Genomic DNA, 24,647 nt, shown 5'->3' with positions numbered 1-24,647 from the left:
AAGACACCATAGCGGTACCTCGCCCCCAGCGGAGACGCTTACCGCGAGCGGGGGATCTGCGGAGTGATATAACCTACGCGAGAGCCACCAATTATCGTCGGTACATCATCGCCTTGCTCTCGAAGAGCCTGAGCCCAATCGTTAACATGACTGGCAGCGTCTAATACCTGGATAACTCGGTGCTCATCATCAAGAATCAGCATGGCACCAGTAATGACGAAGATGACATCGGTGAGTTCCGTGTTATCGTCTGAAACCTTAAGCGTATGAATAGACCCTGGAGGCTCGTATAGGTAAGAGCCCTTCACGCTGCGCGGCGAATCCGGGTATTCCAAGTAACGCCATTCGCCCGCGAGCGTGTAGGCGAAAACAATACCCGAGTGATGGTGGGGCGGCAGCTGTACACCTGGGGCAAAACGTATGCGTACAGCGAAGGTACCACCCTCGATATCGGCTTGTAACAGTTGAAGATCAACACCAGGCGCGCCGAAATCACGGGCGAACGGCCGACTTTCGCTGTCAATGTGGAGAGCCTCAGGGATCCCATGGGACTCTACTTGAGCGACAGGTCGGGCATGTAGTTGGTTCATAGACATATTTCTTATCCTTATTAGGTATACTCAGGCAGCTGGCACGCCTCATCGAGAGCTGCGACGGCAAACGATGACTTGATCGTGTGCGCTCCTGACCGTGGCGAGCCATAAAATTAACATTTTAATGAGTTTATCGATATTCACTCCTTACGGACCAATGCCGAGCATCAGACGGAAACAAAAAAACAAAAAAATCTTTATAAATCATTGTGTTACGCGCGAAGCCACCACCAACATCACACGCCACCATGTACCAAAAAAACGATATTCGATATCAGATAGTCATCCAAAAAATTTACCCCTTGAACCCAATCATTTTAATTTTTGGCGAAAATCCCCGGGTGTGATCCCCACTCGTCGACGAAAGCAATCCCCCATATGAGCAGGACTGGCGAAGCCTGTCATGCGGGCGATTGTTTTGGCCGTGAGGTCTGAATGGCGCAACAAACGCTTAACCTCATCGATACGTATACTAATCAAGTACTGATATGGAGTAAGCCCTGTCCCACTACGAAAAACTCGTAATAAGTGGCCTTCGGAAAGGTTTACCAATGCCGCAAGATCCCGCAGACTCACATCTTCGGCCAAGTGATCAGCCAAATAGTCCTGCAGCATTCGTAGCGCATGCCCACCTATCTGACGAGTTGATATTTTAGTACTACGCGCGGGCGCACGATCCCCCATATAGTTATCAAATAGATGCGACAAGAGTAACGCCCACAAACTATCAAGCAACAACGAATCAGAGAAGCCAGCCCCCCCTTTTGCGATGTCAACCCCTAGCATTGTGAAAAAACCTGTTAACCAAGGATCAACTGCAGCAAAAAAAGCTCTAAGCTCTAAATTCTGTCCAGTAGGCGCATGGCTATCTACGAATGATCGCAACGTGTGCTCTGGCAAATAAAGATGCATGATCTCCATTTGACCTTGCAGCTCCCATTCCGATGAACCTGGTGTGGTAAGGCTCACGCTATTGACCCGAGCTCCTTGAGCAATGCAACGACCGTCAATGAACTTTGCGACTCGGGTGCTTCCACTTATATGAAAGGTCAGGGTACTCTCAGGGATATCCCTATATGCGAGCACCGAATCTTGCAGTCGCCACTGAGCGGCCAGCAGTCGGTGATTGCGATCCGTCACTATATGAGAAACTGCTCCGGTCTGCTGAGCCAGCTCAAAAGGTGTCTTTACAGAGCTCTGATATGCTTGATTCAGAATCCCTAATGATGTTTCCCCTTCAACCGGGGTAGAAGGAGCGGAAGTAGTTTCAGTCACGTTCACCTCACCAGACCATAACCTTGGCGGCCCCATTGATAGCCTAGGTCATGATCGCTGATGGACGAAGAGTGGATGTTTACAATTAATTAACTGGCGCTTTTCGCACAAGGCCTATCTCAGGCTACGGCGCTTGGTGCGCGTGTTTGCGCCTTCGATACTGAACACGGATCCGCTAAACGGATGCCTGTGTACTACCATTCTTAGCCGGCAGCGTCGCAAGCGAAAGGGGGGGGAATTAGATGCACCGACTATTTTTCAGGCGTTTTCTAGCGTGTTGGAGGTCGTGCCGACTAATAACTTAGCTAATCGGATTGAGCCGACGCTCTCCCTTACCGAGCCTACCCAGTCCTAATTGCGAATTCGTGACAACAACACGAGGGAAGGGGAATCCCCGAGCATAGGGGAACGCGCGTGGCCCATTTGCACGAGTCTTACGGTCAGCCAAAGCGCACCGTGAGCCTAAAAACCCTAGGGCCATCGTGGAATTCATCATCACGACCAGTTCTGACTAAGTGTCATCCCCCTCGCCCCACCTCATGGGGCATCCAGCGTCAACCAAGAGCACAAAAGTACTCCGCCACCACTGACACTAACTGCGCAAGAAGATTCGAATATTGAGAGTCAAGCAATCAGTTAAACACTAACAGCATACAGAAAAATCAGCGATATTGAAGTCGCCCTAATTGATGCTGACTTACACTAGTCAAGCGGTGCTCATGAACGTAGATAATAATGTTAGATTCGGCAATACCGCCCTCTCGTCATGCAACTACTTTAAGTGTTGCATGAGCAGAGTACGTTGCCGAACCTTGAGCGTATTGTTAATTATGATTCCCACGCCATGCTTCTCGTTGACGACACAAGCCATCATCAGTTCAGTCAACTCGCTTCGGTGCCTGGAGTACCGTGTAGTCGGCATCTGCTACTGGTTGTTGTGTACCCCCTTCGGCTGCACCGTCCGCACCTCGCCCAAAGTCCGCCATTTCATTCCCGAACTGGTGGTATCGAGCTACTCCGATACCGGTGCCAACCCTTGGCTGGAAATGTCGCCCCTATCGACGCCTGTTCCGGGTTCGGAAGGAGGAGGCAATCTGATGACCCCTTCCCCGCGACGCGACAACCTGCCCCGCTTCAAGAATGTCGACGCCATCGGCCATCCCGGAGGGTTGGCGCTGACAGCCCTCGCCCAGCGCTTTGGCTATAGCTGCCCGACCGGCGCAACCCCGCTTACTCCCTATTACCTCAGCACCCTCGATCCACTTGGCTGGCGTCACGGTATTCCCGAGTCAGTCTACCCCCAGGCGCTGGAGCCCGGCGTACGTGAAATCGGCAACCAGGCGCTGGGCGAGATGTGGGGAAATGTCTATCCCCGAGAGGGTTTGCTGGTCCAGCCAGACGACTTCAAAGCCGCCGCCGTCATGGCCCAACGCGCCAGCGATTTCATCACCCGGATGGGCCAGCCTCACGTCTACCTGTCACTGCAGCCCATGCCCTATGACGGCTACTGGCCGCCGCTGCCGGTAATGGAGAACGACGTCAGCAACCATCGCTGGCAGCTGCTCTACCCGCAACTGCAAAGCACGTGTGCGGTGTTTCCAGGCCCAGCGATTCAAAGCGACGACGGTGCCTATGCCTGGTCGCTTTGGCGGCCATACCGCTGCTGCCAGCGCATGGGCCAGACCTTCCTGTTCAGCATCGACTTCGACGGAGGCCACTGATGATTGCGAGTAAATGGCACTTCCCAATTGCCATGCTGCTCGGCCTGATGGGTGCGCTAGCCTGCGCTTCCAGCGCTGCGGCGGATGGCGACTACCACCTTGGGGATCAAGGCCAGGTGCTGGATGACCGGGTGATGTACACCATCGGCGGTGGCTCGGCCGCAGGAGCCCCCTCCTCCTTATACCGCCCCAGTGGCCTGGGCGTAGGGCTGTCATGGCGCGCCAACATGATGTGCGGAAACATGAACCTCGCCAACACGCTGCAGAACCAGTTGAACGGCGCCACCCAGGGCTTCCAGCAGATCATGGGCAACGTCATCCAGAACGCCACGCAGGCGGTGATGTCTTTGCCGGCGATGATCATCCAGCGTGCCAACCCCGGCCTCTACGAATTGCTCAGCAACGGAGTGCTACAGGGTCGGCTCGATTTCGACCGTTCCAAACTCACCTGCCAAGCCATGGCCGCCAAGATGGCCGACAAGGTCGATCAAGCCGGCTGGGGCGACATGGCGAAGAACCAGGAGATGCAGGCCAACCTTGAACAGTCCGGCGGCGACGCGGTAACCGCGGTGAAAAACACCGAGACCAACAATGGCAATAATGGCGTCAGCTGGGTCGGTGGGCAGAAAGCCGGTGGACGAGCCCAAGCGCCCATCCGTGTGACCGCCGACGTCGTCAAAGCAGGCTACAACCTGCTGCACAACCGCTCGCTGGACGACAGTTCCGCCGTGGGCGCTAGCTGCCAGAACGGTGCCATCTGCCAAGCCTGGTCGAGCCCAAGCGAAGCCTCCGACTGGGCGACCCGAGTGCTGGGAGAGACCGAGGTGGAGACCTGTGACGACTGCGAAACCCTGCGTGCGACGGCAGGGACCGGTCTTTCGCCTCTGATCCAGGAAGCATACACCGAGCAGTTGACCGGCCTGCAGCGGCTGGTAGCGGGCACAGATCAACCTACGCCCGAGAATCTGAGCAAGGTATCCAGCCCGCTGCTGCCGGTATCGCGCGGCGTGATCGAAGGCTTGCGCGATGACCCCGACCAGGACTTGCTCGCCCGGCGTCTAGCAAGCGAAACCGCGCTGTCGAGCGTCATCTACAAGGCCATGTTGCTGCAGCGCACCCTGCTGGCAGGCAGTCATGAGCCCAACGTGGCATCGGCGCAGCCCGCAACTAACTCGCTGAATAACAATGTCGAAACCTTGGACCGGGAAATTCGCCTGCTGCAGACCGAACTGCAGGTGCGGCAATCCCTGGCCACCAACACTGCCAGCCTGGTGCTGGACCGCCATGCCGGCGGTGCAGATGCCTCGCGCATCATCGATCAGCGCGACCCGGAACCTGGCAGGCTCCAGCGCGCCGATCAAGGCAGGAACACCCCATGACGATCGCCACCCTCAAGGCAGGTCTGATAGGCGTGCTGCTCGTTAGTGGCGCTTGCCTGGCACTGCTATCGATCGCTTGGCTGGCCATTCACTCCCTGAACGTGTGGCCTGAATGGCCAACGATCCCGCGCGCCCTAAGCGGCTACCTCGCGTGCTGGCGCGTTTTGCTATACAGCCTGATCAGCGCCGGCTGGTGGCGTGCATTCCGAATGCAGCGCTCTACAGAAGGCCGGCGCCGACTGCAGTGCCTGGCGCTGATCGGCTTCAGTGCCATTGTGTTGGCTGAACTGACACGCCTGTGAGGTGAACCATGACGATGAGCACCAACAGTTACCTGGAGTTTTACCTGTCGTTATTGGCCTGGATCATCAACAACGGCATCTGGAACACGCTGGTCGACACGGGACTGTTCGCAGTCCCCTTTGGTGCAATCATCCTGCAGGAATGGCTGTCAGCACGACAGCAAGGTGCTGATGAGGGCAACAAAGGACTCCTTTCGATCCCTCGCGTGGAAAACCGTTTATGGATGGCCTACGTGGTGATCCTGTTCGCCTGCATCCCGTTTTTCCCGCTGAACCTGTCGTCGATTACCTACGATGACGCGGCCAGCCAGCGCTGCGGCGTATCACTGGCCGAGCCGGCTGATACGTCCTGGGACACAACGTTTAACACGATCGGCGACAAGTCGGCGAACGTACCGGTGTGGTGGTTTCTCGTGCATGCGTTGAGCAAGGGCATCACTGCGGCGGCCACGGCCGCCATCCCCTGCGCGCCCGATATCCGTGAAATGCGCATGGAGATCGACAGCTCCCGCATCAGCAACCAGGTGTTGCTGCAGGAGGTCGCGGACTTCACTCGAGACTGCTACGGCTATTCGCGGTCGCGGCTGTTTACCAATCGGCCAGAGCTCGACAAGGCGCAAAGCTACGACGCCTCCTGGATTGGCTCGAGCTACTTCCTCAATACCGCGGGTTATTACGATATCGACCGCTCACGGACGCCGAGGGTCGCATGGCTTTACGACGAGGCTCGCGACACGTCGTTGCCTCAGCTGGCCAACGGCGCGGGCTACCCCAATTGCAAGCAATGGTGGAGCGATGCCGATGTTGGCCTGCGCGCGCGTCTGCTGGCTGAGGTCGATCCCTCGCTGATCTCTCGCCTGGAGGGCTGGTTGACGGGCCGTACCAACACCGAGGTCGAAGATGCCACGCTACGCGAACTGGTCAGCCCGCGGCAGCAGTCCATCAGCATGTCCCCCGGCCAAGTCTTCCAGGACTATGGCAGCAGCGCCCGAGGCGGTTCGGTTACGCAAGGATTGAACAACCTGGCCACGAATACTGGCCTAGCGCTTGGGTCATTCAGCAATTTTCCGGCGATGAATGCGCTGCGGGCAGCACTGCCGATGGTGCAGGCGTTCCTGATCCTGGGGGCAATCATCAGCCTGCCGCTGGTGTTGCTGATCAGCACCTACCAGTTGAAGGCGTTGATGACAGTTACGTTCGCGCTATTCACTCTGCACATGCTGAGCTTCTGGTGGGAGCTGGCCCGGTGGGTGGACTCGAGCATGTTGGACGCTTTGTATAACCAGGTGTCGTCGACTGACCAAACGCTGTTGTCGCTGCCCACCTCCGGATTTATGGACGGCACCGTGACAGCGCAAGTCATCGAATACGTGATGGGCGCGATGTTTGTGGTGTTACCTATGACATTTGTGGGTGCAATGAGCTGGGCAGGTTACGCCGTCGGAGCAAACATTGAGGGAATGCTGAATAGAGGCTCTCATTCAGCAGAAGCTTCAGCGGCGAAAGGCACTTCCCAGCTGATGACCGCGGCGAAAAAATCTGCGCGTTGATGGCAACAATCTTCAACGTAACGAACCGAAATCATCGTAGCGTTCAGGATAAGTCACGCGGTGGTAGGGGTGGTCAATGTCATCGTATCCAGGTGGCGCGTCAGGGCCAACGTCCAGCGACGGCAATCTGCGCAGCACCGCCAAGCCCAATACAATGCAAACAGTAAATACAGCACCTAGCACAATCACCACGATGAACACGCCCGTTGCAATCGAGAGAAATCCATGACGAACCGGTAGCGGAATATCAGAGAACTTCGACGAATAGATCAACGCTCGCTGCGCTTTTCGAGAGCGTACCCAAAGCCCGCCTACGAAAGCCCCAATCCGGTAAGAAAAAGTCATTGTCGAGTCGCTTCGGTGTCTCATTGCAATTACCACACATTGACTGATCCAAAAATTTGGATCCTCTTAATGCTACTCCTCCCATCCGCATGCGGTTGACCATCCATCAGGTCATTGCCAAGTAGAACTCTTCACCGGCACAACTTGGAAAAACGTCCATTCTTGCCTCTTGAAACGCATTCGGAAGGTGGGATATTTGTGAGTTGCAACTGCTGGATTCCAGCACCTAGGTAGCCAGAACCTTGAAGGCTACGTCGCTTCCACGATGGTTATCCCAAGTGTGATTCGCGTTCGGCAGCTCACACGGTCGCCGCTTTCCGCGGAGATGATCGCTCCATCACCAGGCCCTGACTACCTCGGCCTTTATACCAACCGCTCCACTGCTGGGAATTCCTCCCAGCCGGGCGGCATTCCTCAGCGCTATTGCTCGAGGAACTTATCATGCTTCGATTCACGGGAACTGAACTGCAAGCAGTGCTGGCTGAGGCCGGCATCAATGGCTGCCGAGTCATCCTGGTCAAGGATCAAGGCGTTTACCTCATGTCCGAGATCGGCGAGTCCAAACCAGAAGGTGGGCGCAAGCGCGTTGCTTACGCAACCGGCTGCAATCCTGAAATTGACGACTTTGAGTCGTGGTGGCAGCGCGCTCGGGATGAGTTTGGTGGTGACGACTTTGTCGAATACTTCAACGTCGACGACCCCGTGCTGGCCGCGCTTCGCGGCACTTCGGGTTCGTTGCTGCTTGAAGCCACCCCTACACATCTGTGCCTGGCAGCCGAAGTTACCGTCCCTGGAAAGCTGTGAGCCAATCCACGCTTACCTGTGCCGATAGCCCCTCATTACGAGGGGCACCGGCAGCAGCAACCGAGGCAACATCAGCCGCTCATCTGGTTTCTGCGCTGCACTGTCTTCCTTGGAATTCGCTGGATCCCGCCTGCCATTTGGCTGCGCGAGCCTGGATTGACCCTTCGCCCAGCTGGGTTTAAACCACAGCCATCAGCAGTGCTTTTCGAAACAAACCTGCGGCGAGCATCCACCTATTTACATATCCGGTGCCGTGCTCACCCATGATGTGGGAGGTAGCGATGCTTAAACCCAGCCCCTTGTCCACTGCGATCGTACTCAGCCCCGGCGTATGGCAATACGTCATGGAAGCCGACGGTGGAAGTCCGCTATCTGGGCTCTCGAGCCGGCGGCTTTCACGCCTGTTGAGCAACACTTTGTCGCTAGCCAGTACCGGCTTACACGGCGCTGCAGTCGAGCTTGAGCTCGACGCCGACCTCTCAATGAGCTCGCTGCAGCAGGTGCAGGTCAACAAGATGAACCCTGCTGGAGAACCTGCGTTTCTGTTGATTCACCTACCGAGCGAGACAACCGCCGGCCACTGAAAGCGGCCGGCCAACACCACCTTGCCCCCCCTTTCACCCCACCGGGAACCCCTCCCGGTCGGGCGGCGTTCCCTCTCACCTCAGGAGAACGTCATGTCCGACATCTACCTCGACGTCACCAACAAGATCATCACCGCGCTTGATCAAGGCGTGGTTCCCTGGATCAAACCCTGGTCAACACCGGGTTCAGGTGCTGACTCCCCCTTCCCCACCAATGCCATCACCCGACGAGCTTACGCCGGCATCAACATCCCCCTGCTGTGGGCGGAGGCGCGCTTGCGCGGCTATCGTCAGGACCGATGGCTGACCTTCAACCAGGCACGCAAGGCGGGCGGGCATATCCGCAAAGGCGAGCAATCGACCCTGGCGGTGCTGTACAAACCCATGAGCAAGGAAGCCCAGGACGAGCATGGCGAGGTCGTTCGGGATGAACAGGGCAACGTCAAGATGGTGCAGTTTGCACTGCTGCGTACCCATTGCCTGTTCAACATCGAGCAGACCGAGGGCCTGGCCAGCGAGCCTGAGGATACAGGTGAGGCTGAACCCGCCGCCCCCTTCATCGACCATGGGCCAGCTGAGCGAGTCCTGGAGCTATCAGGTGCGCGCATCGAGCATCGCTTTGGAGATGATGCTTTCTACCATCCCCTGCGCGACCTGATACAACTGCCCACCAAGGCCCAGTTCGAGGACGTCGGCAGCTACTACGCCACGGCCCTGCACGAGCTGACGCATTGGTCCGGCCATCAATCGCGCCTCAAGCGCGATGGCATCACCGGCGGACACCGCTTCGGTTCTGCAGAATATGCGTTTGAAGAACTGGTGGCGGAGATGGGCGCAGCGTTCTTGTGCGCCCTCACCGGCATTCAGGGCGAGCTGCGCCACGAGGAGTACTTGGCCTCGTGGTTGAATATCCTTCGGGAGGACAAGCGTGCCATCTTCCGCGCCAGCGGCCAGGCACGCGAAGCGTCGGAGTATCTCATGACGCTGCACGGTCAAAGCAGTATCGAGCCACTGCATCAACTCACCGCATGACTCAGCAGAGAAAACCACAAAGGCCCCGATGGGGCCTTTGTCTTGTTCACGCTCGAGCAAGGATGCCGATGGTCCAGCGTCGATTACTGCAGCCAGCTCTCCACCGTATCTGCCCCGTGCTCCTGCTTCCACTGCTTGAGGATCTTGTGGTTGCCACCTTTGGTTTCCACCACTTCGCCGCTATCTGGGTGCTTGTAGCGCTTGAGTTCGCGCGGCTTGCGCTGCGGGGTAGCGGCGAACTTCGCGGACGGGTGTCCGCCGGCTTTGACGGGGTCAAGGATGGCGATGATATGCTTCAGGCTGACACCGTACTCCTCCAAGAGCGCCTTGAGCTTGCTCTCGAACTCGATCTCCCGTTTCAGCTCGGCATCATTTTTCAAGGCATCCAACTGCTGAATCTGCGCGGCCAGCTGGGCCTCCAGGGCTTTGAATTCTGCAAGTTTTGACATGGGAAATCCTTTTGCACGAGTGAGGATGATTATCTGAAGTAGTTTAGGAAAAATAATAGCCGAAAGGTTCAGAACTATTTCACGCAAGCTACGCAGCTAGGAGAGCCAGTAGCGGAAACCTCGTGGACAACCACTAGGCTGAGATCAGCAATGCATTCTAGCGCTGGCTAAACCTGCTCGATTGAGACAATGTCGATGTACTTGAATTTCTTTTTCTTGGCCAGGTCCCGCGCCTCTTGCTCCGCCAGCAGCGAGCTCAATGTTCGGGCTTCATGAACCAGGGTTTCAACTTCACCCTCGAAGGTCTTGGTCACCTGCATCGTGACCCGCAGCTTCGGGAACAATGACGTCGGCTTAGCCCTCTTCGCGATGGGTTTAGACGCCGCGCGCTTGGTCGGCACGAACTGGAGCTCTGTCGAGTCCACAGTCTCCGCAGGCGCGGCTGCAGCAGAAGGGCCGAATAATGCTTCACGCATTTGTTGTTCTGTCAGCGAATCATGCATCTTCAAATACTCAAGGGTTTTTCAACAGCACAGGCCGCACGCCACGGATGGTGCGCAATAACTTGTAAAAGGGAGGGAAAACAGCCTAATCGACTTGGCAAGCGTAGATCAAGTCAGTTCTGGACGAAACTGGGACAATGTGCCTCGAACAATACAGCACAGGCGGCCTCGATTGCGTAGTTGATTCAGACATACCGTCACACACTTTATTGCCTTCCGCAGCGCCCCCATTTCAATCATCTGTTCCTATCCTAAGTGCACGCCATGGTGTCCACCCGGTCACACAGGCGCTGGAGAGGAGAAGGGTGTCATGCGTCAACGAGGCTCATGCTTCACCGCGTGGGAGGATCACAGGATCTATACCGTGGTTCACGCGGAGACCCTAGACGACGGTACCGAGATTGACGTCAGGGCCAGGACTGCGCGCAGCGGCGCGACGGAAATGTTTTCGAGTGTCTATGAAGGAGACGGACGAATGCTTGCCGAAGAAAGCTATGCCGACTTGCCGGGCGCCTCCGTCGGCAAGGCCCTGGCGATGGGGACACAACGTGCCCGGGAGATTGCGGTCCGCCCCACTACCCAAACGCCTATCACCGAGGCTGAATATTCGTTAGCGCTCCATAAACCGCACTGATCAAAGATCGGCAGTACGATCAGTTATGTGATCGCGGCGTGCAATTCCACGGCAAGAGCGCCTCGAATTCCTCCACTGAGGACGCTTGACTAACACTTACACAGCCTTAGGTGCGCCATAGGTCAGTGTAAGCCCGTTCGCGCTGTCGCCATAGCTCGTAACGTAGTCGAATTGCTTACGCCACGCTTCATTATCCCATCTCTGATTTACCTCGCTCTCGATGTTGAAGCCGAGACGTGCCGGACGTGCAGCGATGTGATAGATCAGCCTTGCTACTACCTCATCACCAAGATGTCGAAAACGATTGCCGTCTGTTGAAATGATCCAGTGATCGCACACAACGCTCTTAACTAGCTCGCGGGAGACATTTTTGTCTGCTGCCATGATGAGGGATTTTTTGAATGCATCCAGTCTACTAGGCTCATTTGCATCAAGACTTTGGATTGCTTCTACCAAATCTGATGCAAACATCTCCGCCCAACAAGATGCGGCTACGTTTATAATCAATTAGCAATGCAATACTGTTGGCGCGCGCCGTAGAAACGGGCGATGCGGGACGCAACTTCTACAACCTCTATTTTCAAACCGTCTGCACAGATCGTCACCACATCCACCCGCTGACCATCCGGTGAGTACAAAGGGGATCCTACCCCCTTCCCTTCTGGCACCAACACATGAACAGCGGCATTATTGGCCAAATCAATAAGCTGAAGTTGGCCATGATCCATCCCCCATCAGGAATGGGACCGTGGCCCTGCGGCGCTCCCCCAGGCCTTGATTGATAACTACGGCCAATTGGTCACCGACCGGATTCAGATCCACGGCTGTTGCCCAGATCCCGCCCACATGTCTCAGGGCAAGGATGTCTTCAAGATTCAGGCTACGGGTTACAACGTCCATAATGGAAATCGATCGCATATTGAGAAACCCTAGAGGTCACCTCCTGCGCAGTCCCACCCGCTGGGACCTGCGCGGGACAGGCGCTTGACGGCGTTTGGCCAGGGCCCGGCCAGGCCTTAGCATGCCGCTTTCACTTCGCTGCGCCGCCAAGAGAGGAACCATGGCCACTCAACCCACCGAACAACAACAAAACCACGAATATACTGTCATCGACACCGCCGTCGACCTGGCGCGGCAGGCCGCGCCGGTATGGGCACAAGCTTCGGCGCAAGTACGCGCTGGCTTGCTTGAGGCACTGGCCGATGCACTGCAAGCCCATCAGCAAACGCTGGTGCCCTTGGCCAACGAGGAAACCCACCTGGGCGCCCCGCGCCTAGCCGGCGAAATAGCCCGTACGGCTTTTCAATTGCGCGGCTTCGCCGAGCAACTGCTGGCGGGTGTTGCCCTCGCCCCGGTCGTTGACTCAGCCGTGGCCGGTTCGCCACCTGCCGGTCGCCCACAGCTGACCCGCGTGCTGCGCCCAGTAGGGCCGGTGGCGATGTTCTCGGCGAGCAACTTCCCGTTTGCCTTTTCCGTGCTGGGTGGCGATACCGCGTCGGCCCTCGCAGCGGGCTGCCCGGTCGTGGTCAAGGCACACTCGGGCCATCCGCGCTTGTCGAAGGCCGTGTTCGACATCGCCCACCGGGTGATTGCCAGCCAGCAACTGCCCGAGGGCTTGCTGACCCTGGTCGACCAGGCCAGCCGCGGTGCCGGCGCTTATCTGGTACAGCACCCGGGCATCGCCGCCGTGGCCTTCACCGGCTCCTATCAAGGCGGCACCGCGCTATGGAAGCTCGCCAATGAGCGCCCTCGCCCCATTCCGTTCTTTGGCGAACTGGGCTCGATCAACCCCCTAGTGGCGTTGCCCGCTGCGTTGCAGGCCAACGGCGAGGAACTGGCAAACCTGCTGGCCGGCTCCATGACCCTGGGCTGCGGGCAGTTCTGCACCAGCCCCGGGGTGATCGTGCTGTTGGATGACCCGAGCAGCGATCGCTTCCTGGGCCAGTTGTGCGAGGCACTGGCGCCGATCCAGACCCACGCCATGCTCACTCCCGGCATGCGCCAGGGCTTCGAGCAGGCCAGCGCCAAGGTTGCGCAGCACGCAAGCACCCTGCTGGCACCCGGCAACGACGGCGCAGGCCCGGCGCCACGGCTGTACACCACCGATGCGGCGGCGTTCATTGCCAACCCCGCCCTGCATGAAGAGATGTTCGGCCCGGGGGCGCTGGTGGTGAAAGCCCGCAATCAGGCTGAAGTACTGCAGGTGCTTGCCGCCGTGGGCGGCACCTTGAGCACCACCTTGTGGGGCGTCAGCGACGATACCCCAGCCAACCGCGCCCTGGTGCAAGCGGCCGAACAGGTGTCAGGCCGCGTACTGTTCGGCGGCGTGCCCACCGGCGTAGCCGTGTGCGCCGCGCAACAGCATGGCGGCCCATGGCCCAGCTCCACCGCACCACAGACCACCTCGGTGGGCTACGCTGCGCTGCAGCGCTTCCTACGCCCGGTCGCGTTGCAGGACGCTCCCCAGTGGGTTCAGGGCTAGTCTGACCGCCCCCTTCTATCAGGGAGGGGGCCTCTCAAAACCCGTACAACCGCTTGGGGTTGTCCACCAGCATCTGTTGGCGCAGGGTGGCATCAGGCGCCCACGTGGCCAACTGATTGAGCATCAAGCCATCATCTATCGACTGGGCAGGTGCAATCTGGGTAGCTGCCCGCGTCGCAACGGGAGCACTGTTGGGATGCGGCCAATCACTGCCCCAGAGTATCCGATCTGGATTGGCGGCAATCAGCGCCTGGGCATACGGACGCATGTCAGCATAATCCGGCCCCTGATCAGAGCAGTAATAGGCCCCGGACAATTTGACGTAGGCTTTGCCACTACCTACAAGCTCCAAGACCTCCTTGAACCCGTTCTGCTGCATTCCCTGGCTCGCATCAAGGCCGCAGAAATGATCGATCACCAACGGTGCCTGCAGCGCAGCCAAGGGCGCCCGCAAGGCCGCCAGCACCGGGTGCTTGCCGTAAACCTGGATATGCCAGGGCCGCCCCTGAACTTGCCTGTCGGCAATGGCCAGGTCGCGGACGGCGGCGTTGAGGTCGACGTCAGCGTTCAAACCCAGAAATACGCGAATGCCCCGAATACCCCGGGCATGCAGGTCATCGAGTTGGCGGGGCGTCAAGGTCGGGTCAAACAGGGCAATCCCACGGGCGCGCTGTTGGCCCAGTTGCTCGATGGCCTGTAGTACAGGCTCGATGGTCGGGCCATAAACCGTGGAATTGACGATGACCACGTGGTCCATCATCAATGCCCTTTGCAGCCCCAGCAATTGCGCGGCCGTCGCCGGAGGGGGCGTGAATGACCGGTTGGGCGAGTATCGCGACGGATCAGGAAACACGTGAACGTGACTGTCGCAGGCGCCAGGCGGCACCTGAATGTGCACAGGAGTCTTGACGGTGGGAGCAGGTGATCCCGAATTTCTTGAAGTAGCTGGCAGGACGGGCAACGGCACCCAGCCACAACCGAGGGCGGCGATCACCTTGAGGCTGTCCCTTCTACGCAGCATGGAATGTCCTTGTCTTGTTGGTTCAACGGCAAGCACCTTCCAGTGTATGGCCCCGCTGAACGCAACCATCACGCGCCCATTCATACCGTGCGAGACTTTTCCCATAAAATGGGAAACTGCGTGACTTTCCTCACACCCGCCACTGGGATACCTGTGCCGTCGCACCCAGGTGCTCCGTCTGAATACTGAACAAATGCCCGGAGCCCGGCGCCTTGCTCAGTATTTCCAGCGCAATATCATGCCGCGCGCTGGTGATGTACAGGGTGTCATGCCGCGGCCCACCAAACGCCAGGTCAGTGGGACCTGGTACGGGCAGCCCGACCATACGGTCGATATTGCCGTCTTCACTAAAGCGCACCAGGCTCCAGCCATCCCGCAGCGTGGTCCACACGCCACCGTCGCAGTCCAGCGCCAGACCGCTCAAGCGTCCCGAGCCCTTGGGCAGTGAGGCCAGCCGTCGCACATGCTGGCTGCCTGCGGCCACCACGTAGACGCTCCCCGATTCAGCCCCCGTGGCGTATAGCGACTGGCCCTGCGCGCCCCAGCACAACGACGTCAGGCGCTCGTGGAATTCCCAAGGCGTGCGCACCTCGCCCTGCAGGCTCAGTTCGCCCACCTTGCAGCCACCGGGCGTCGCCATGCACGCCCAGGTGCTGCCGGAAGGATGGCTGCACAGCCCCAGCAAGGCCTTGCCGGGCCAATCGGGCAAGGGGTGCTGCTGGCCCTGCTCATCCAGAATCAGCCAGCCGGCTGCATGGGCCACCAAGAGGCCCCGCTGGTGCAGCTCCATGGCCACCACCGGGGCGGGAAGCCGCGCCACGATGCGCTCGCCCTGCTCGTCCAGGCGGCGGATGGCCGGCGCCAGGGTGTCGGCCCAGAACAGGCAGCCATGGGCTTGGGACCAGCGTGGGAAGGCGCCATTGAACGCCCACGGACAGTCCACCAGCGTGACCTCGGAATCGCCGATGCGCACCTGGGATTCGCTGAGTTGGGCGCCCACACGACGGGCGGCCTCATGAAGTTCGGGGCCCAACAGTTCCAGGCGTTCCACGGTCAGCCGATAGGCCGGGCCTGCGACACTCAAGGCGCCACGCACGTTACCGGCGTTATCGCGGATAGCCGCGGCCACGCAGCGCACGCCCATGACGATTTCCTCGTCGTCGATGGCATAGCCCCGGGCACGGGTGATCTGCAGCTCGGTCAGCAAGCGTCGGCGGTCGGTGATGGTCAACTCGGTCAGCGGGGCCAGGGTCAGGCCCTTGAGAATGCTGTCGCGGCCAGCGTCGTCCATGGCCGCCAGGATCGCCTTGCCCTGCCCGGTGCAGTACACCGGCTTGCTTTGCCCCAGCGCCGCAGCGGAACGCGTGGTGTGGGCGCCGTCGCAGCGTTCCAGGGACATCACCTGGTTGCCATCCAGCACTGCCAGGTAAGACGTCTCGCCTGTCAGGTCGCGCAGCGCACGCAGCTCGGCACTGGCGGCCACCACCAGGTCGGGCATCAAGTAGGCGTTGCGCACCAGTTCCAGGTAGCGAAAGCCCAGGCGGTAGACCTTGCCCACCGCGTCACGGCGCACCAGCCCCCGCTCCACCAACGTAGCGAGGATGCGATACAACGTCGTCTTGGGCAGTTTCACCTGGTCGGCCAGCTCACCCTGACTTACCCCACGCGGCGCCGAACCGATCGCCTCCAACACATCCAGCGCCTTCTCCAGTGCCCCGGTACCCTCTGTTGCGGCCATATCGATTCCCACCATTTGGAACTTTTTGTTTTCGCCATCATACGAGCTGTTTTGTCAGCGTCAACCGCCCACTAGGATCGAGACACAGCCACTCGAACAGAACCACTTGGTGTCACGGGAGAACAACAATGACTCAGATCCACCAGTATGCAGACGCACTGGACAACACCGCCCAACGGGCTGTGAAGGTCAGCGATGAGGTGCTGGCGCGCCTCGCTACCTGCAGCAGCGGCTCGCTGACCACGCAGCTGTTCAAGCTGGGCTTTCGCCAACCTGCCCTGGTGGGCCTGCGTGCATTGAACAAGCGCGTCAAGCCGTTCGCCGGCCGCGCCTTCACCATGCGCTTCATCCCGGCCCGCGAGGACATCGACACCTACGGCACCATGACCACCAAGCCCAATCACGACAACCTGCAGTGGCAAGGCGTGGAGCAGGTGCAGCCCGGCGACGTGCTGGTGATCGACAGCCAGAACGACCCGCGTGCCGCCTCGGCCGGCAACATCCTGGTCACCCGCCTGCTGGCCCGCGGCGCCCGCGCCATCGTCACCGACGGTGCCCTGCGCGATGGCAGCGAGATCGCCGCCCTGCCGCTGCCCGCCTATGCCCGCGAGGTCACCGCCACCACACGCATTTCCTACCACCACGTGGCCGACCTGCAGGTGCCGATCGGTTGCGCTGGCGTGGCGGTGTACCCTGGCGACATCATCGTCGGCGACGCCGACGGCCTCACCGTGGTACCCGCGCACCTGGCCGAGGAACTGGCCGACTACTGCACCGTGCAGGATGACCTGGAAGCCTACCTGGCCATGCGCATCGCCGCCGGCGAGGCGCTGTGGGGCGTATACCCGCCCAGCCCTGCCGCCGTCTCCGACTACCATGCCTGGGTGGCCTCGGGCCGCCCGGCCATCCCGAGCATCATCAAGGGGGACGCGCAATGAGCCGCCAAGCCGAATACGCCGCCCTGATCCGCCGCTACTTCGCCGCCTGCAACGCCGGTGATCACGCCGCCCTGGTGTCCTGCTTCACTCCGGACGCGGTGCATTACTTCCCCGCCGGGCTGCCCGACGTGCCGTGGCGTACGGCCCAGACCATCGCCGCCAAGTGGGTGTGGTGCGTGGAGAACCTGGGCTCGCAATGGACCATCGAGAAAATCCTGGTGAGCCACGACAGCCCCGAGGCCGTGATCGAGTGGACCCATTGGAAAGGCAAACTGGGCACCGCGCTACGCGGGGACGAATGGTACATCTTCGACCAGGACAGTGGCCTGATCAAAGAGATCCGCGCCTACTACGCCTCGCCCGCCGACAAGGCCGTGACCATCAATGAACTGGTGGCTTTCGACTACAGTGGCCGCGGCTATCACCTGGAGCCCGTGCAGCCATGATGAAGCACATCGTGATGTTCCGCCGCCTGCCCTCCGTGGCCAAGGACGCGGCACGCGAGGCGCACTTGGTGCGCTGGATGCGCGACCTGCACCATGACATCGAGTTTGCCCGCAGTTGGAAGGTTTCGGCCAACGAGCTGGACCGGCCGATCTGCTGGGACTATGTGCTGGAAACCAGCTTCGATGACGCCGAGGCGGTCAATCGCTACCTGCCGCACCCGGCCCACGTCGCGCTGGTTACCGAGCTGAAAACGTATTTCGAGTGGGTTGCCGTCGATTACACGGAGGCCGGCGACGCCCAGGCTGCCTGATTCATGCGCAAGCCCGGTTTGCCAAGGCTTGCGCCCTCAACAAAAATAATTAGACGAGGCTCCTATGAACACCAACGAGCGCTATGCGCTGGAAGGCCCTGTGCCGGCCAACGCCCCTCCCGCCCCGCTGCTGGCTGAAACCACGGCTGCACGGTCAGCCACACGCCGCACGGGTTATCGCTTCCTGATCCTGGCGATGATCACTATCGTCCTCGCCTTGAGCAGCGGCGATCGCGCGGCCATCTCGGTGGCCGGTACCGACATGAGCCGCGAGCTGGGCATAAGCTCCGTGGAAATGGGCTATCTGTTCTCGGCCTTCAGCTGGGCCTACGTGATCTTCCTGATCCCTGCCGGCTGGCTCACTGACCGCCTGGGCTCGAAGAAAACCATCGCCGCCGCCATCGCCATCTGGTCGGTGTTCACCGTCTGCATGGGCCTGGTGCATTTCATCGGCATGGTGGTGCCGCTGCTGCTGGGCCTGCGCTTCCTGCTGGGCATTGCCGAATCGCCGGTGGGCCCGGGGTGCGCACGGGTCATCGCCTCCTGGTTTCCCTCGTCCGAGCGCGGCATGGCGGGCGCCATCTTCAACAGCGCCCAGTACATCTCCCTGGCGTTCTTCACGCCCCTGATGGGCTGGTTGTGCTTCCGCTTTGGCTGGGAGTACGTGTTCATCGTCATGGGCCTGGTCGGCCTGGGCATCGCCGTGGTGTGGTGGAAGGTCTACTACCTGCCCATCCGCCACCCCCACATGAACGCCGAGGAACTGGACTACATCCGTGCCGGTGAAGGCCTGGTGGATCTGGAAGGCCGCAAGACCGACCCCAACGCCGCATCAACCGGGCTGTCAAGCCTGGCCGAAGTAGGCCTGCTGTTGCGCAACCGCATGCTGGCCGGGATGTTCCTGAGCCAGTACTGCGTCAGCGCCATCACCTGGTTCTACGTCACCTGGTTCCCCATTTACCTGGTGAAGGAGCGCGGCTTCGACATTCTTCAGGCCGGACTGGTGGCGTCCATCCCAGCCCTGTGCGGCCTGATAGGCGCGGTCAGCTCGGGGTTTTTCTCCGACTACCTGGTGCGCCGCACACAGTCGCTGAGCATTGCCCGCAAGACGCCGATCATCACCGGCGTGCTGCTCAGCTCCAGCATGATTTTGTGCAACTACGTCGACTCCCAGGTGCTGGTGATCGCCGTGATGAGCCTGGCCTTCTTCGGCAAGGGCTTCGGCAACCTGGGTTTCAGCGTGGTGGCCGACACCGCGCCTCGGGAAATGGTGGGCATGACCGGTGGCGTGTTCAACGCCATGGGCAACACCGCCGGCATCATCACCCCGGTGGTCATTGGCTACCTGTTGCACTCCAGCGGCTCGTTCAACAGCGCGCTGATCTTTGTCGGCGCCCATGGCCTGATCGCCGCCTGCTCGTACCTGTTCATTGTCGGCCGCATCCGCCGCCTGCACCTGGCCGATTTGCTCAAGCCTTCCACTGCCCGTTGATACCGGAGAACCTCATGATCGAAAGCAACGTTTACATCGACCCCAAGATCGCCGCCCTGCAACCTGGCGAAGCCACCACCGATGTCATCGAGTGGGTCAAGGTGTCCTTGACTATCCTGCCGCTGGCCGCGCCCATCAGCGACGCCAAGGTCCTTACCGGCCGCCAGAAGCCGCTGACCGAGATCGCCTTCATCTTCGCCGAGATCCGCACCCGCGAAGGCCACGAAGGCATCGGCTTCGGCTACTCCAAGCGTGCCGGCGGCCCGGGCATGTACGCCCACGCCAAAGAGATCGCCCCGGTACTGCTGGGCGAAGACCCCAACGACATCGCCAAGATCTTCAACAAGCTGCTGTGGGCCGGTGCATCCATGGGCCGCAGCGGCCTGACCACCCAGGCCATCGCGCCGTTCGACATCGCCCTGTGGGACCTCAAGGCCAAACGCGCCAAGCTGCCGCTGGCCAAGCTGCTGGGCGCCCACCGCGACTCGGTGCAGTGCTACAACACTTCCGGTGGCTACCTGTCCACCCCGCTTGAGCACGTGCTGGAAAACGTCGATATCTCTCGTGAGAACGGCATTGGCGGCATCAAGATCAAGGTCGGCCAGCCCGACACCAGCATCGACTTCAAGCGCGTGAAAGCGGTGCGCGAACGCCTGGGCGAAGGCTTCCCGCTGATGGTCGACGCCAACCAGCAATGGGACCGCATCACCGCCCAGCGCTTTGGCCGCCGCCTGGAACAGTTTGACCTGACCTGGATCGAGGAGCCGTTGGACGCCTACGACATCGAAGGCCACGCCGCCCTGGCCGCCTCCCTGGACACCGCCATCGCCACCGGGGAGATGCTGACCAGCTTCGGCGAGCACGCGCAGCTGCTGAACGGCAAGGCCTGCGACTTCATCCAGCCGGACGCCCCGCGCGTGGGTGGTATCACGCCGTTCCTGCAGATCATGCAGCTGGCCAGCTTCCAGGGCGCCAACCTGGCCCCGCATTTTGCCATGGAAATCCACTTGCACCTGGCCGCGGCCTTCGCGCAGGAGCCGTGGCTGGAGCACTTCGAGTGGCTGGAGCCGATGTTCAACGAGCGCCTGGTGCTGAAAAACGGCCGCATGCAGGTGCCCAACCGTCCGGGCCTGGGCTTCAGCCTGAGCGACCAGGCGCTGGCCTGGACCGTCGCCACCGAGGAATTCGGCAAACGCCCTTGAGCGCTCCCCAGAATGCCGGGCCAGGCCCGGCATCCTGCGTCCATAACAACAGTCAGTTCCTGACAAGGTCACACCATGCAAAACCGTGAAATCAGTCCCGTCATCCGCCTCGACTCCGCCGACAACGTGGTGGTGGCGCGGGTGGAAATCAGCGCCGGCACCCAGGTTGCCAGCGAACAATTGACGACCCTGCAAAACGTACCACTGGGCCACAAGATCGCTGCACGGATGATCGAGAAAGGCCAGCCGGTGCTCAAATACAACACGGTGATCGGCTATGCCAGCGAAGACCTGCCGGCCGGCACCTGGATGCACAGCCACAACATCGAGTTTGGCGACACAGCGCGCGATTATCGTTATGGCCTGGACTACGTACCCACCCAACTGCTGCCCGCCAACGAACGCGCGACCTTCCAGGGCATCGTGCGCGCTGACGGTCGCGTGGCCACCCGCAACTACCTGGGGGTGTTCGTGGTGGGCAACTGCGGTGCCACCGTGGCCCGCAAGATCGCCAACCACTTCGATGAAGAACGCCTGGCTGCCTACCCCAATATCGACGGCGTTGTGCCCTTCGTACACGAGATCGGCTGCGGCATGGAGATGACCGGCGAGCCCATGAACCTGCTGCGCCGCACCATCGGCGGCCACGTCAAGCACGCCAACACCGCTGGCGGCCTGCTGATTGCCCTGGGCTGCGAGCGCAACAACATCCATGGTTTCATCGAGCAGGAAGGGCTGCTGCTCAATGACATGCTCAAGGCGTTGGTGATCCAGGACGTGGGCGGCGTAAAAAGCGCGGTGGACCAGGGCATCAAACTCATCGAGGCGATGCTGCCCCAGGCCAACGCCGTGCAGCGTCAGCCGGTATCGGCCGAACACTTGATCATCGGTATGCAGTGCGGCGGCTCCGACGGTTTCTCCGGCCTGTCGGCCAACCCGGCGCTGGGCGCGGCGGTAGACATTCTGGTGCGCCACGGCGGCACCGCGATCCTCTCGGAAACCTCGGAAATCTTCGGCGTCGAGCACACCCTCACCGCCCGTGCCGTGACCCCGCAAGTGGGCCGCAAGCTGATCGAGCGCATCGACTGGTGGCTGGAATACAACAAGGGTCGCGACACCCAGATCAACGGCCGCGTCAGCCCCGGCAACAACGCCGGCGGCCTGGCCAACGTGTTGGAAAAATCCCTGGGCGGCGCGAAGAAAGGCGGCAACGCACCGCTGATGGACGTCTACGAGTACGCCTACCCGGTCACCACTCGCGGCCTGGTGTTCATGGACACCCCTGGCTATGACCCGGTCTCGGCCACCGGCCAGATCGCCGGCGGCGCCAACCTGATTGCCTTCACCACCGGCCGTGGCTCGTGCTTCGGTTCGCTGCCCGCCCCCACCTTCAAGCTGGCCAGCAACACGCCGATGTTCACCCGCATGAGCGACGACATGGACATCAACTGCGGCCAGATCATCGACGGCGACAAGACCATCCGCCAAATGGGCCAGGAGATCTTCGACCGCCTGCTGGCCCACGCCTCCGGCGAGCCGACCAAGAGCGAGCTCAACGGCCTGGGCGAGGACGAGTTCTGCCCCTGGCAGATCGGCGTGCTGGCCTGAGCCTTACCGGCGCCCCAACGGGCGCCGGCCCCTGACCACAACAACAATAAATGCGCCTTGCACAGGCGCCACGGGCAGCCTTTGCCCGTGCAAGCAGGAGCCACCATGCGCTACAGCAAGCAAATCGTCGTCTGCACCACCCTGTCCCCCCTGGGCCTATTGAGCAGCGCCGCCCTGGCCCAAGGCTTCATCGAGGACAGCCACGCCACCCTGCAAACCAGCAACTTCTACCTAAACCGCGACTTTCGCGAAGACAGCGGCATTTCCAAGCGCGAGGAATGGGCTCAGGGTTTTGTGCTGGACTTCAAGTCCGGCTACACCCAAGGCGTGGTCGGCTTCGGCCTGGACGCCATCGGCATGCTGGGCCTGAAGCTGGACTCCGGTCCGGACCGCAGCGGCACCGGCCTGCTACCGGTGGGCCATGACGGGCGTGCGCCCGACCAATACAGCAAATTCGGCGTGGCGGTGAAAGCCAAGGTCTCAAAGACCGAGCTGAAGGTGGGCGAGATGCTGCTCAAGTACCCCACCATCGCGTCCAGCATCGGCCGCATCCTGCCACAGACTTTCCAGGGCGGCGTGCTGACGTCCAAGGAACTGGACGGCTTCACCTTCACCTTCGCCGACATCAACCGCACCACCCTGCGTGACTACTCGCACAACCAGCCCCTGACCCTGGTGAACAAGAACAAGCGCTTCAGCGGCGCGCCGGACGCTGACGACTTCAAACTGGCGGGGCTGGACTACGCCTTGGGCAAGAACCTGGTGCTGACCTACCAGCGGGGCGAGCTGGAAGACATCTATACCCAGCATTACCTGGGCCTGAACCACGCCTACCCCATGGGCCCGGGCACGCTCAAGAGCGACGTGCGCTATTACATCAGCCACGACAGCGGCGCCGCCCACGCCGGCACGATCGACAACCGCACCCTCAACGCCCTGTTCACCTACGGCATCGGTGGACACCTGGCGGGCATCGGCTATCAGGGGCTGAGCGGCAGCACCGCCATGCCTTACGTGGTGGGCACCGATGCCTACCTGACCAACTACATGATGGCCAACGATTTCATGGAGCGCGACGAGCGCTCCTGGCAACTGCGCTACAGCTACGATTTCGCCGCGCTGGGCATACCGGGCCTGACCTTTGCCACCCGCTACACCAGCGCCAACCACGCCAATCCCGCGACGGTAGCGGGCGAAGGCCGGGAGTGGGAACGCGACACTGATCTTGGCTACGTGATCCAGTCCGGCAGCTTCAAGAATGTCGGCGTGCTATGGCGCAACGCGGCGTTGCGCTCCAATTACCTGCGCGACATCGACGAGAACCGGCTGATCATCAGCTACACGTTGCCGCTGTTCTGACCGGGCCTGCTTCGGCTAATGACCAGGTTGCCGAGGACCAGACTACTGCCCTCGGGCCCCTGACAACGGTAGGGCCATCAACTATCATCCCGCTGGCGGGTATCGGCACGAAATACCAGCTGGCGACACTCCTGATGCGGGTGCAGGATTGATAGAGCTTGCGCACCACAGATGTGTAGCAACTAGCGTGGTGTTTCAAAAGTACCACTGAAAAATCACTTGTCCAGCGCTCGTGCTGCACGAGCGACTGAGGCAGAAAATATCTTCTGTCTTCTTATGCCACCGAAACGGCTTCGGATTACCTTGCAGCACCTGAATTACTAATTGCTGAACCTGCTCATCCGAAATCGTGCGTGGCCACCCATGGCCGAGGGCGCCCGCGCTTTAGCGACCGACTGATGCTCGACGGCGTGCTCTGGGCGCTCTGTTTGGGTGCGGCGTGTCGAGATATACCGGAGCGCTCCGGCCTGTGGTCAACGGTGTATCAAAGGCTTCGGGGGTGGCGAAATCAGGGCACATACAATCAGATGCTCAAACGTCTGCACCTGATATTGAATGAGCAGAGTTTGATCGATCTGCAAACCTGGATGATCGTCTCAATCGCAGTTCGCGCAACTCGAGTCTCATCTGACGCTCGGAAAAAATGGGGCCTGAGGAGCCTGCTGATCACGCTCTAGGTCACAGTCGCGGCGGCCTGATAACAAGAGTCCACATGCTCAGCGATGCCAACCAGCCATCGGCACACCAACACCATCGTCTCAGCAACCTAGGCTCATATTCGATGCCTGAAGCGTCGTATTCGCGCACCCTGGCAAAAGGCAAATGGGGTAAAGGGTAAGGGGCGGCAAAGGAAGGGCCTGCAAGGGTAAGAGGCTTATC

The 24,647-nt window shown here is 60.3% G+C and carries 25 protein-coding genes and 1 pseudogene; 17 read left to right on the top strand and 9 right to left on the bottom strand.

Translation table 11 applies throughout. The features are described from left to right. Positions 1-38: 38 nt before the first annotated feature. Together HWQ56_RS10380 and HWQ56_RS10375 are read right to left on the bottom strand one after the other, a co-directional pair. Positions 39-596, bottom strand: a complete 558-nt coding sequence (locus tag HWQ56_RS10380) for a 2,4'-dihydroxyacetophenone dioxygenase family protein (RefSeq protein WP_245217828.1) — start codon at positions 594-596, stop codon at positions 39-41. Positions 597-905: 309 nt separating this feature from the next. After that, on the bottom strand, positions 906-1,868 hold the full coding sequence (locus tag HWQ56_RS10375; protein WP_176570385.1) for a helix-turn-helix domain-containing protein: 963 nt from the start codon (positions 1,866-1,868) through the stop codon (positions 906-908). 830 nt (positions 1,869-2,698) lie between these two features. Between HWQ56_RS10375 and HWQ56_RS10370 the strand changes: the two genes are divergently transcribed. The 4 genes from HWQ56_RS10370 to HWQ56_RS10355 are packed head-to-tail and all read left to right on the top strand — an operon-like array spanning position 2,699 to position 6,820. Then, positions 2,699-3,589 (top strand): TIGR03756 family integrating conjugative element protein, encoded by an 891-nt coding sequence (locus HWQ56_RS10370; protein ID WP_245217874.1) that lies wholly within the window; start codon positions 2,699-2,701, stop codon positions 3,587-3,589. Between the two features lie 32 nt (positions 3,590-3,621). Continuing rightward, positions 3,622-4,968, top strand: a complete 1,347-nt coding sequence (locus HWQ56_RS10365; RefSeq protein WP_176572374.1) for an integrating conjugative element protein — start codon at positions 3,622-3,624, stop codon at positions 4,966-4,968. Next, positions 4,965-5,270, top strand: coding sequence for a hypothetical protein (locus HWQ56_RS10360; RefSeq protein ID WP_176570383.1), 306 nt, complete (start codon positions 4,965-4,967; stop codon positions 5,268-5,270). The genes HWQ56_RS10365 and HWQ56_RS10360 overlap by 4 nt, the downstream gene beginning before the upstream one ends. 8 nt (positions 5,271-5,278) lie before the next feature. Then, positions 5,279-6,820, top strand: coding sequence for a conjugal transfer protein TraG N-terminal domain-containing protein (locus HWQ56_RS10355; RefSeq protein ID WP_176570382.1), 1,542 nt, complete (start codon positions 5,279-5,281; stop codon positions 6,818-6,820). Between the two features lie 12 nt (positions 6,821-6,832). Here HWQ56_RS10355 and HWQ56_RS10350 read toward each other — a convergent pair whose 3' ends face one another. After that, the gene (locus tag HWQ56_RS10350; RefSeq protein ID WP_176570381.1) at positions 6,833-7,165 is read right to left on the bottom strand and encodes a hypothetical protein; all 333 of its coding nucleotides are present in this window, start codon (positions 7,163-7,165) and stop codon (positions 6,833-6,835) included. A gap of 441 nt (positions 7,166-7,606) precedes the next feature. Here HWQ56_RS10350 and HWQ56_RS10345 point away from each other — a divergent pair, with 441 nt between their 5' ends. The 3 genes from HWQ56_RS10345 to HWQ56_RS10335 all read left to right on the top strand — a co-directional run bounded on the left by HWQ56_RS10345 (position 7,607) and on the right by HWQ56_RS10335 (position 9,585). Next, positions 7,607-7,969: a DUF3085 domain-containing protein gene (locus HWQ56_RS10345; protein WP_176570380.1), complete on the top strand. Its 363-nt coding sequence runs from the start codon at positions 7,607-7,609 to the stop codon at positions 7,967-7,969. 281 nt (positions 7,970-8,250) lie between these two features. Then, complete coding sequence (locus HWQ56_RS10340; RefSeq protein ID WP_176570379.1) at positions 8,251-8,553, top strand: hypothetical protein; 303 nt, start codon at positions 8,251-8,253, stop codon at positions 8,551-8,553. 93 nt (positions 8,554-8,646) lie between these two features. After that, the gene (locus tag HWQ56_RS10335) at positions 8,647-9,585 is read left to right on the top strand and encodes an ArdC family protein (protein ID WP_176570378.1); all 939 of its coding nucleotides are present in this window, start codon (positions 8,647-8,649) and stop codon (positions 9,583-9,585) included. Positions 9,586-9,668: 83 nt separating this feature from the next. Here the strand turns inward: HWQ56_RS10335 and HWQ56_RS10330 are convergent, their stop codons facing one another. Beyond that, positions 9,669-10,034: a histone-like nucleoid-structuring protein, MvaT/MvaU family gene (locus HWQ56_RS10330; protein WP_176570377.1), complete on the bottom strand. Its 366-nt coding sequence runs from the start codon at positions 10,032-10,034 to the stop codon at positions 9,669-9,671. Positions 10,035-10,201: 167 nt separating this feature from the next. Beyond that, on the bottom strand, positions 10,202-10,537 hold the full coding sequence (locus tag HWQ56_RS10325; RefSeq protein ID WP_176570376.1) for a hypothetical protein: 336 nt from the start codon (positions 10,535-10,537) through the stop codon (positions 10,202-10,204). 475 nt (positions 10,538-11,012) lie between these two features. On the opposite strand from HWQ56_RS10325, the gene HWQ56_RS10320 reads away from it, so the two are divergent. After that, positions 11,013-11,171 carry a hypothetical protein gene (locus HWQ56_RS10320; RefSeq protein WP_176570375.1) on the top strand — a complete coding sequence of 53 codons (159 nt, stop codon included), beginning with the start codon at positions 11,013-11,015 and terminating at the stop codon, positions 11,169-11,171. Between the two features lie 96 nt (positions 11,172-11,267). On the opposite strand, the gene HWQ56_RS10315 is transcribed toward HWQ56_RS10320, so the two are convergent. Together HWQ56_RS10315 and HWQ56_RS10310 are read right to left on the bottom strand one after the other, a co-directional pair. Next, positions 11,268-11,642, bottom strand: a complete 375-nt coding sequence (locus HWQ56_RS10315; protein WP_176570374.1) for a hypothetical protein — start codon at positions 11,640-11,642, stop codon at positions 11,268-11,270. A 32-nt stretch (positions 11,643-11,674) separates the two neighbouring features. Next, positions 11,675-11,899 carry a hypothetical protein gene (locus HWQ56_RS10310; RefSeq protein WP_176570373.1) on the bottom strand — a complete coding sequence of 75 codons (225 nt, stop codon included), beginning with the start codon at positions 11,897-11,899 and terminating at the stop codon, positions 11,675-11,677. 332 nt (positions 11,900-12,231) lie between these two features. On the opposite strand from HWQ56_RS10310, the gene HWQ56_RS10305 reads away from it, so the two are divergent. After that, positions 12,232-13,653, top strand: coding sequence for an aldehyde dehydrogenase (NADP(+)) (locus tag HWQ56_RS10305; RefSeq protein WP_176570372.1), 1,422 nt, complete (start codon positions 12,232-12,234; stop codon positions 13,651-13,653). 34 nt (positions 13,654-13,687) lie between these two features. On the opposite strand, the gene HWQ56_RS10300 is transcribed toward HWQ56_RS10305, so the two are convergent. Next, entirely contained in the window at positions 13,688-14,743 is a 1,056-nt protein-coding gene (locus HWQ56_RS10300; RefSeq protein ID WP_176570371.1) for an amidohydrolase family protein, read from the bottom strand. A gap of 61 nt (positions 14,744-14,804) precedes the next feature. Further along, positions 14,805-16,412 carry an IclR family transcriptional regulator domain-containing protein gene (locus tag HWQ56_RS10295; RefSeq protein WP_176570370.1) on the bottom strand — a complete coding sequence of 536 codons (1,608 nt, stop codon included), beginning with the start codon at positions 16,410-16,412 and terminating at the stop codon, positions 14,805-14,807. Positions 16,413-16,540: 128 nt separating this feature from the next. Here HWQ56_RS10295 and HWQ56_RS10290 point away from each other — a divergent pair, with 128 nt between their 5' ends. The 8 genes and pseudogenes from HWQ56_RS10290 to HWQ56_RS10255 form a co-directional block, all read left to right on the top strand. Continuing rightward, positions 16,541-17,350, top strand: coding sequence for an RraA family protein (locus tag HWQ56_RS10290; RefSeq protein ID WP_176570369.1), 810 nt, complete (start codon positions 16,541-16,543; stop codon positions 17,348-17,350). Next, positions 17,347-17,796, top strand: coding sequence for a nuclear transport factor 2 family protein (locus HWQ56_RS10285; protein WP_176570368.1), 450 nt, complete (start codon positions 17,347-17,349; stop codon positions 17,794-17,796). Before HWQ56_RS10290 ends, HWQ56_RS10285 begins: the two co-directional genes overlap by 4 nt. After that, entirely contained in the window at positions 17,793-18,107 is a 315-nt protein-coding gene (locus HWQ56_RS10280) for a Dabb family protein (protein ID WP_176570367.1), read from the top strand. Before HWQ56_RS10285 ends, HWQ56_RS10280 begins: the two co-directional genes overlap by 4 nt. A gap of 64 nt (positions 18,108-18,171) precedes the next feature. Further along, entirely contained in the window at positions 18,172-19,599 is a 1,428-nt protein-coding gene (locus HWQ56_RS10275) for an MFS transporter (protein WP_176570366.1), read from the top strand. A 14-nt stretch (positions 19,600-19,613) separates the two neighbouring features. After that, complete coding sequence (locus HWQ56_RS10270; protein ID WP_176570365.1) at positions 19,614-20,801, top strand: L-talarate/galactarate dehydratase; 1,188 nt, start codon at positions 19,614-19,616, stop codon at positions 20,799-20,801. Between the two features lie 75 nt (positions 20,802-20,876). Further along, a complete protein-coding gene (locus HWQ56_RS10265) occupies positions 20,877-22,409 on the top strand; it encodes a UxaA family hydrolase (RefSeq protein ID WP_176570364.1) in 1,533 nt (510 codons plus the stop codon). Between the two features lie 105 nt (positions 22,410-22,514). After that, positions 22,515-23,768, top strand: a complete 1,254-nt coding sequence (locus tag HWQ56_RS10260) for an OprD family porin (RefSeq protein ID WP_176570363.1) — start codon at positions 22,515-22,517, stop codon at positions 23,766-23,768. Between the two features lie 371 nt (positions 23,769-24,139). Then, positions 24,140-24,498: pseudogene (locus HWQ56_RS10255) on the top strand (transposase); the annotation flags it as partial. Between the last annotated feature and the right edge of the window lie 149 nt (positions 24,499-24,647).

The sequence above is a fragment of the Pseudomonas eucalypticola genome (genome assembly GCF_013374995.1).
GTDB lineage: Bacteria > Pseudomonadota > Gammaproteobacteria > Pseudomonadales > Pseudomonadaceae > Aquipseudomonas > Aquipseudomonas eucalypticola.
This window is presented reverse-complemented; position numbering and strand designations above follow the sequence as displayed.

Coding starts and splice junctions, on each gene's coding strand:
- HWQ56_RS10380 (WP_245217828.1), bottom strand. CDS start 596: ATGTCTATGAACCAACTACATGCCCGACCTGTCGCTCAAGTAGAGTCC.
- HWQ56_RS10370 (WP_245217874.1), top strand. CDS start 2,699: ATGATTCCCACGCCATGCTTCTCGTTGACGACACAAGCCATCATCAGT.
- HWQ56_RS10365 (WP_176572374.1), top strand. CDS start 3,622: ATGCTGCTCGGCCTGATGGGTGCGCTAGCCTGCGCTTCCAGCGCTGCG.
- HWQ56_RS10360 (WP_176570383.1), top strand. CDS start 4,965: ATGACGATCGCCACCCTCAAGGCAGGTCTGATAGGCGTGCTGCTCGTT.
- HWQ56_RS10355 (WP_176570382.1), top strand. CDS start 5,279: ATGACGATGAGCACCAACAGTTACCTGGAGTTTTACCTGTCGTTATTG.
- HWQ56_RS10350 (WP_176570381.1), bottom strand. CDS start 7,165: ATGACTTTTTCTTACCGGATTGGGGCTTTCGTAGGCGGGCTTTGGGTA.
- HWQ56_RS10345 (WP_176570380.1), top strand. CDS start 7,607: ATGCTTCGATTCACGGGAACTGAACTGCAAGCAGTGCTGGCTGAGGCC.
- HWQ56_RS10340 (WP_176570379.1), top strand. CDS start 8,251: ATGCTTAAACCCAGCCCCTTGTCCACTGCGATCGTACTCAGCCCCGGC.
- HWQ56_RS10335 (WP_176570378.1), top strand. CDS start 8,647: ATGTCCGACATCTACCTCGACGTCACCAACAAGATCATCACCGCGCTT.
- HWQ56_RS10330 (WP_176570377.1), bottom strand. CDS start 10,034: ATGTCAAAACTTGCAGAATTCAAAGCCCTGGAGGCCCAGCTGGCCGCG.
- HWQ56_RS10325 (WP_176570376.1), bottom strand. CDS start 10,537: ATGCATGATTCGCTGACAGAACAACAAATGCGTGAAGCATTATTCGGC.
- HWQ56_RS10320 (WP_176570375.1), top strand. CDS start 11,013: ATGCTTGCCGAAGAAAGCTATGCCGACTTGCCGGGCGCCTCCGTCGGC.
- HWQ56_RS10315 (WP_176570374.1), bottom strand. CDS start 11,642: ATGTTTGCATCAGATTTGGTAGAAGCAATCCAAAGTCTTGATGCAAAT.
- HWQ56_RS10310 (WP_176570373.1), bottom strand. CDS start 11,899: ATGGATCATGGCCAACTTCAGCTTATTGATTTGGCCAATAATGCCGCT.
- HWQ56_RS10305 (WP_176570372.1), top strand. CDS start 12,232: ATGGCCACTCAACCCACCGAACAACAACAAAACCACGAATATACTGTC.
- HWQ56_RS10300 (WP_176570371.1), bottom strand. CDS start 14,743: ATGGTTGCGTTCAGCGGGGCCATACACTGGAAGGTGCTTGCCGTTGAA.
- HWQ56_RS10295 (WP_176570370.1), bottom strand. CDS start 16,412: ATGGCCGCAACAGAGGGTACCGGGGCACTGGAGAAGGCGCTGGATGTG.
- HWQ56_RS10290 (WP_176570369.1), top strand. CDS start 16,541: ATGACTCAGATCCACCAGTATGCAGACGCACTGGACAACACCGCCCAA.
- HWQ56_RS10285 (WP_176570368.1), top strand. CDS start 17,347: ATGAGCCGCCAAGCCGAATACGCCGCCCTGATCCGCCGCTACTTCGCC.
- HWQ56_RS10280 (WP_176570367.1), top strand. CDS start 17,793: ATGATGAAGCACATCGTGATGTTCCGCCGCCTGCCCTCCGTGGCCAAG.
- HWQ56_RS10275 (WP_176570366.1), top strand. CDS start 18,172: ATGAACACCAACGAGCGCTATGCGCTGGAAGGCCCTGTGCCGGCCAAC.
- HWQ56_RS10270 (WP_176570365.1), top strand. CDS start 19,614: ATGATCGAAAGCAACGTTTACATCGACCCCAAGATCGCCGCCCTGCAA.
- HWQ56_RS10265 (WP_176570364.1), top strand. CDS start 20,877: ATGCAAAACCGTGAAATCAGTCCCGTCATCCGCCTCGACTCCGCCGAC.
- HWQ56_RS10260 (WP_176570363.1), top strand. CDS start 22,515: ATGCGCTACAGCAAGCAAATCGTCGTCTGCACCACCCTGTCCCCCCTG.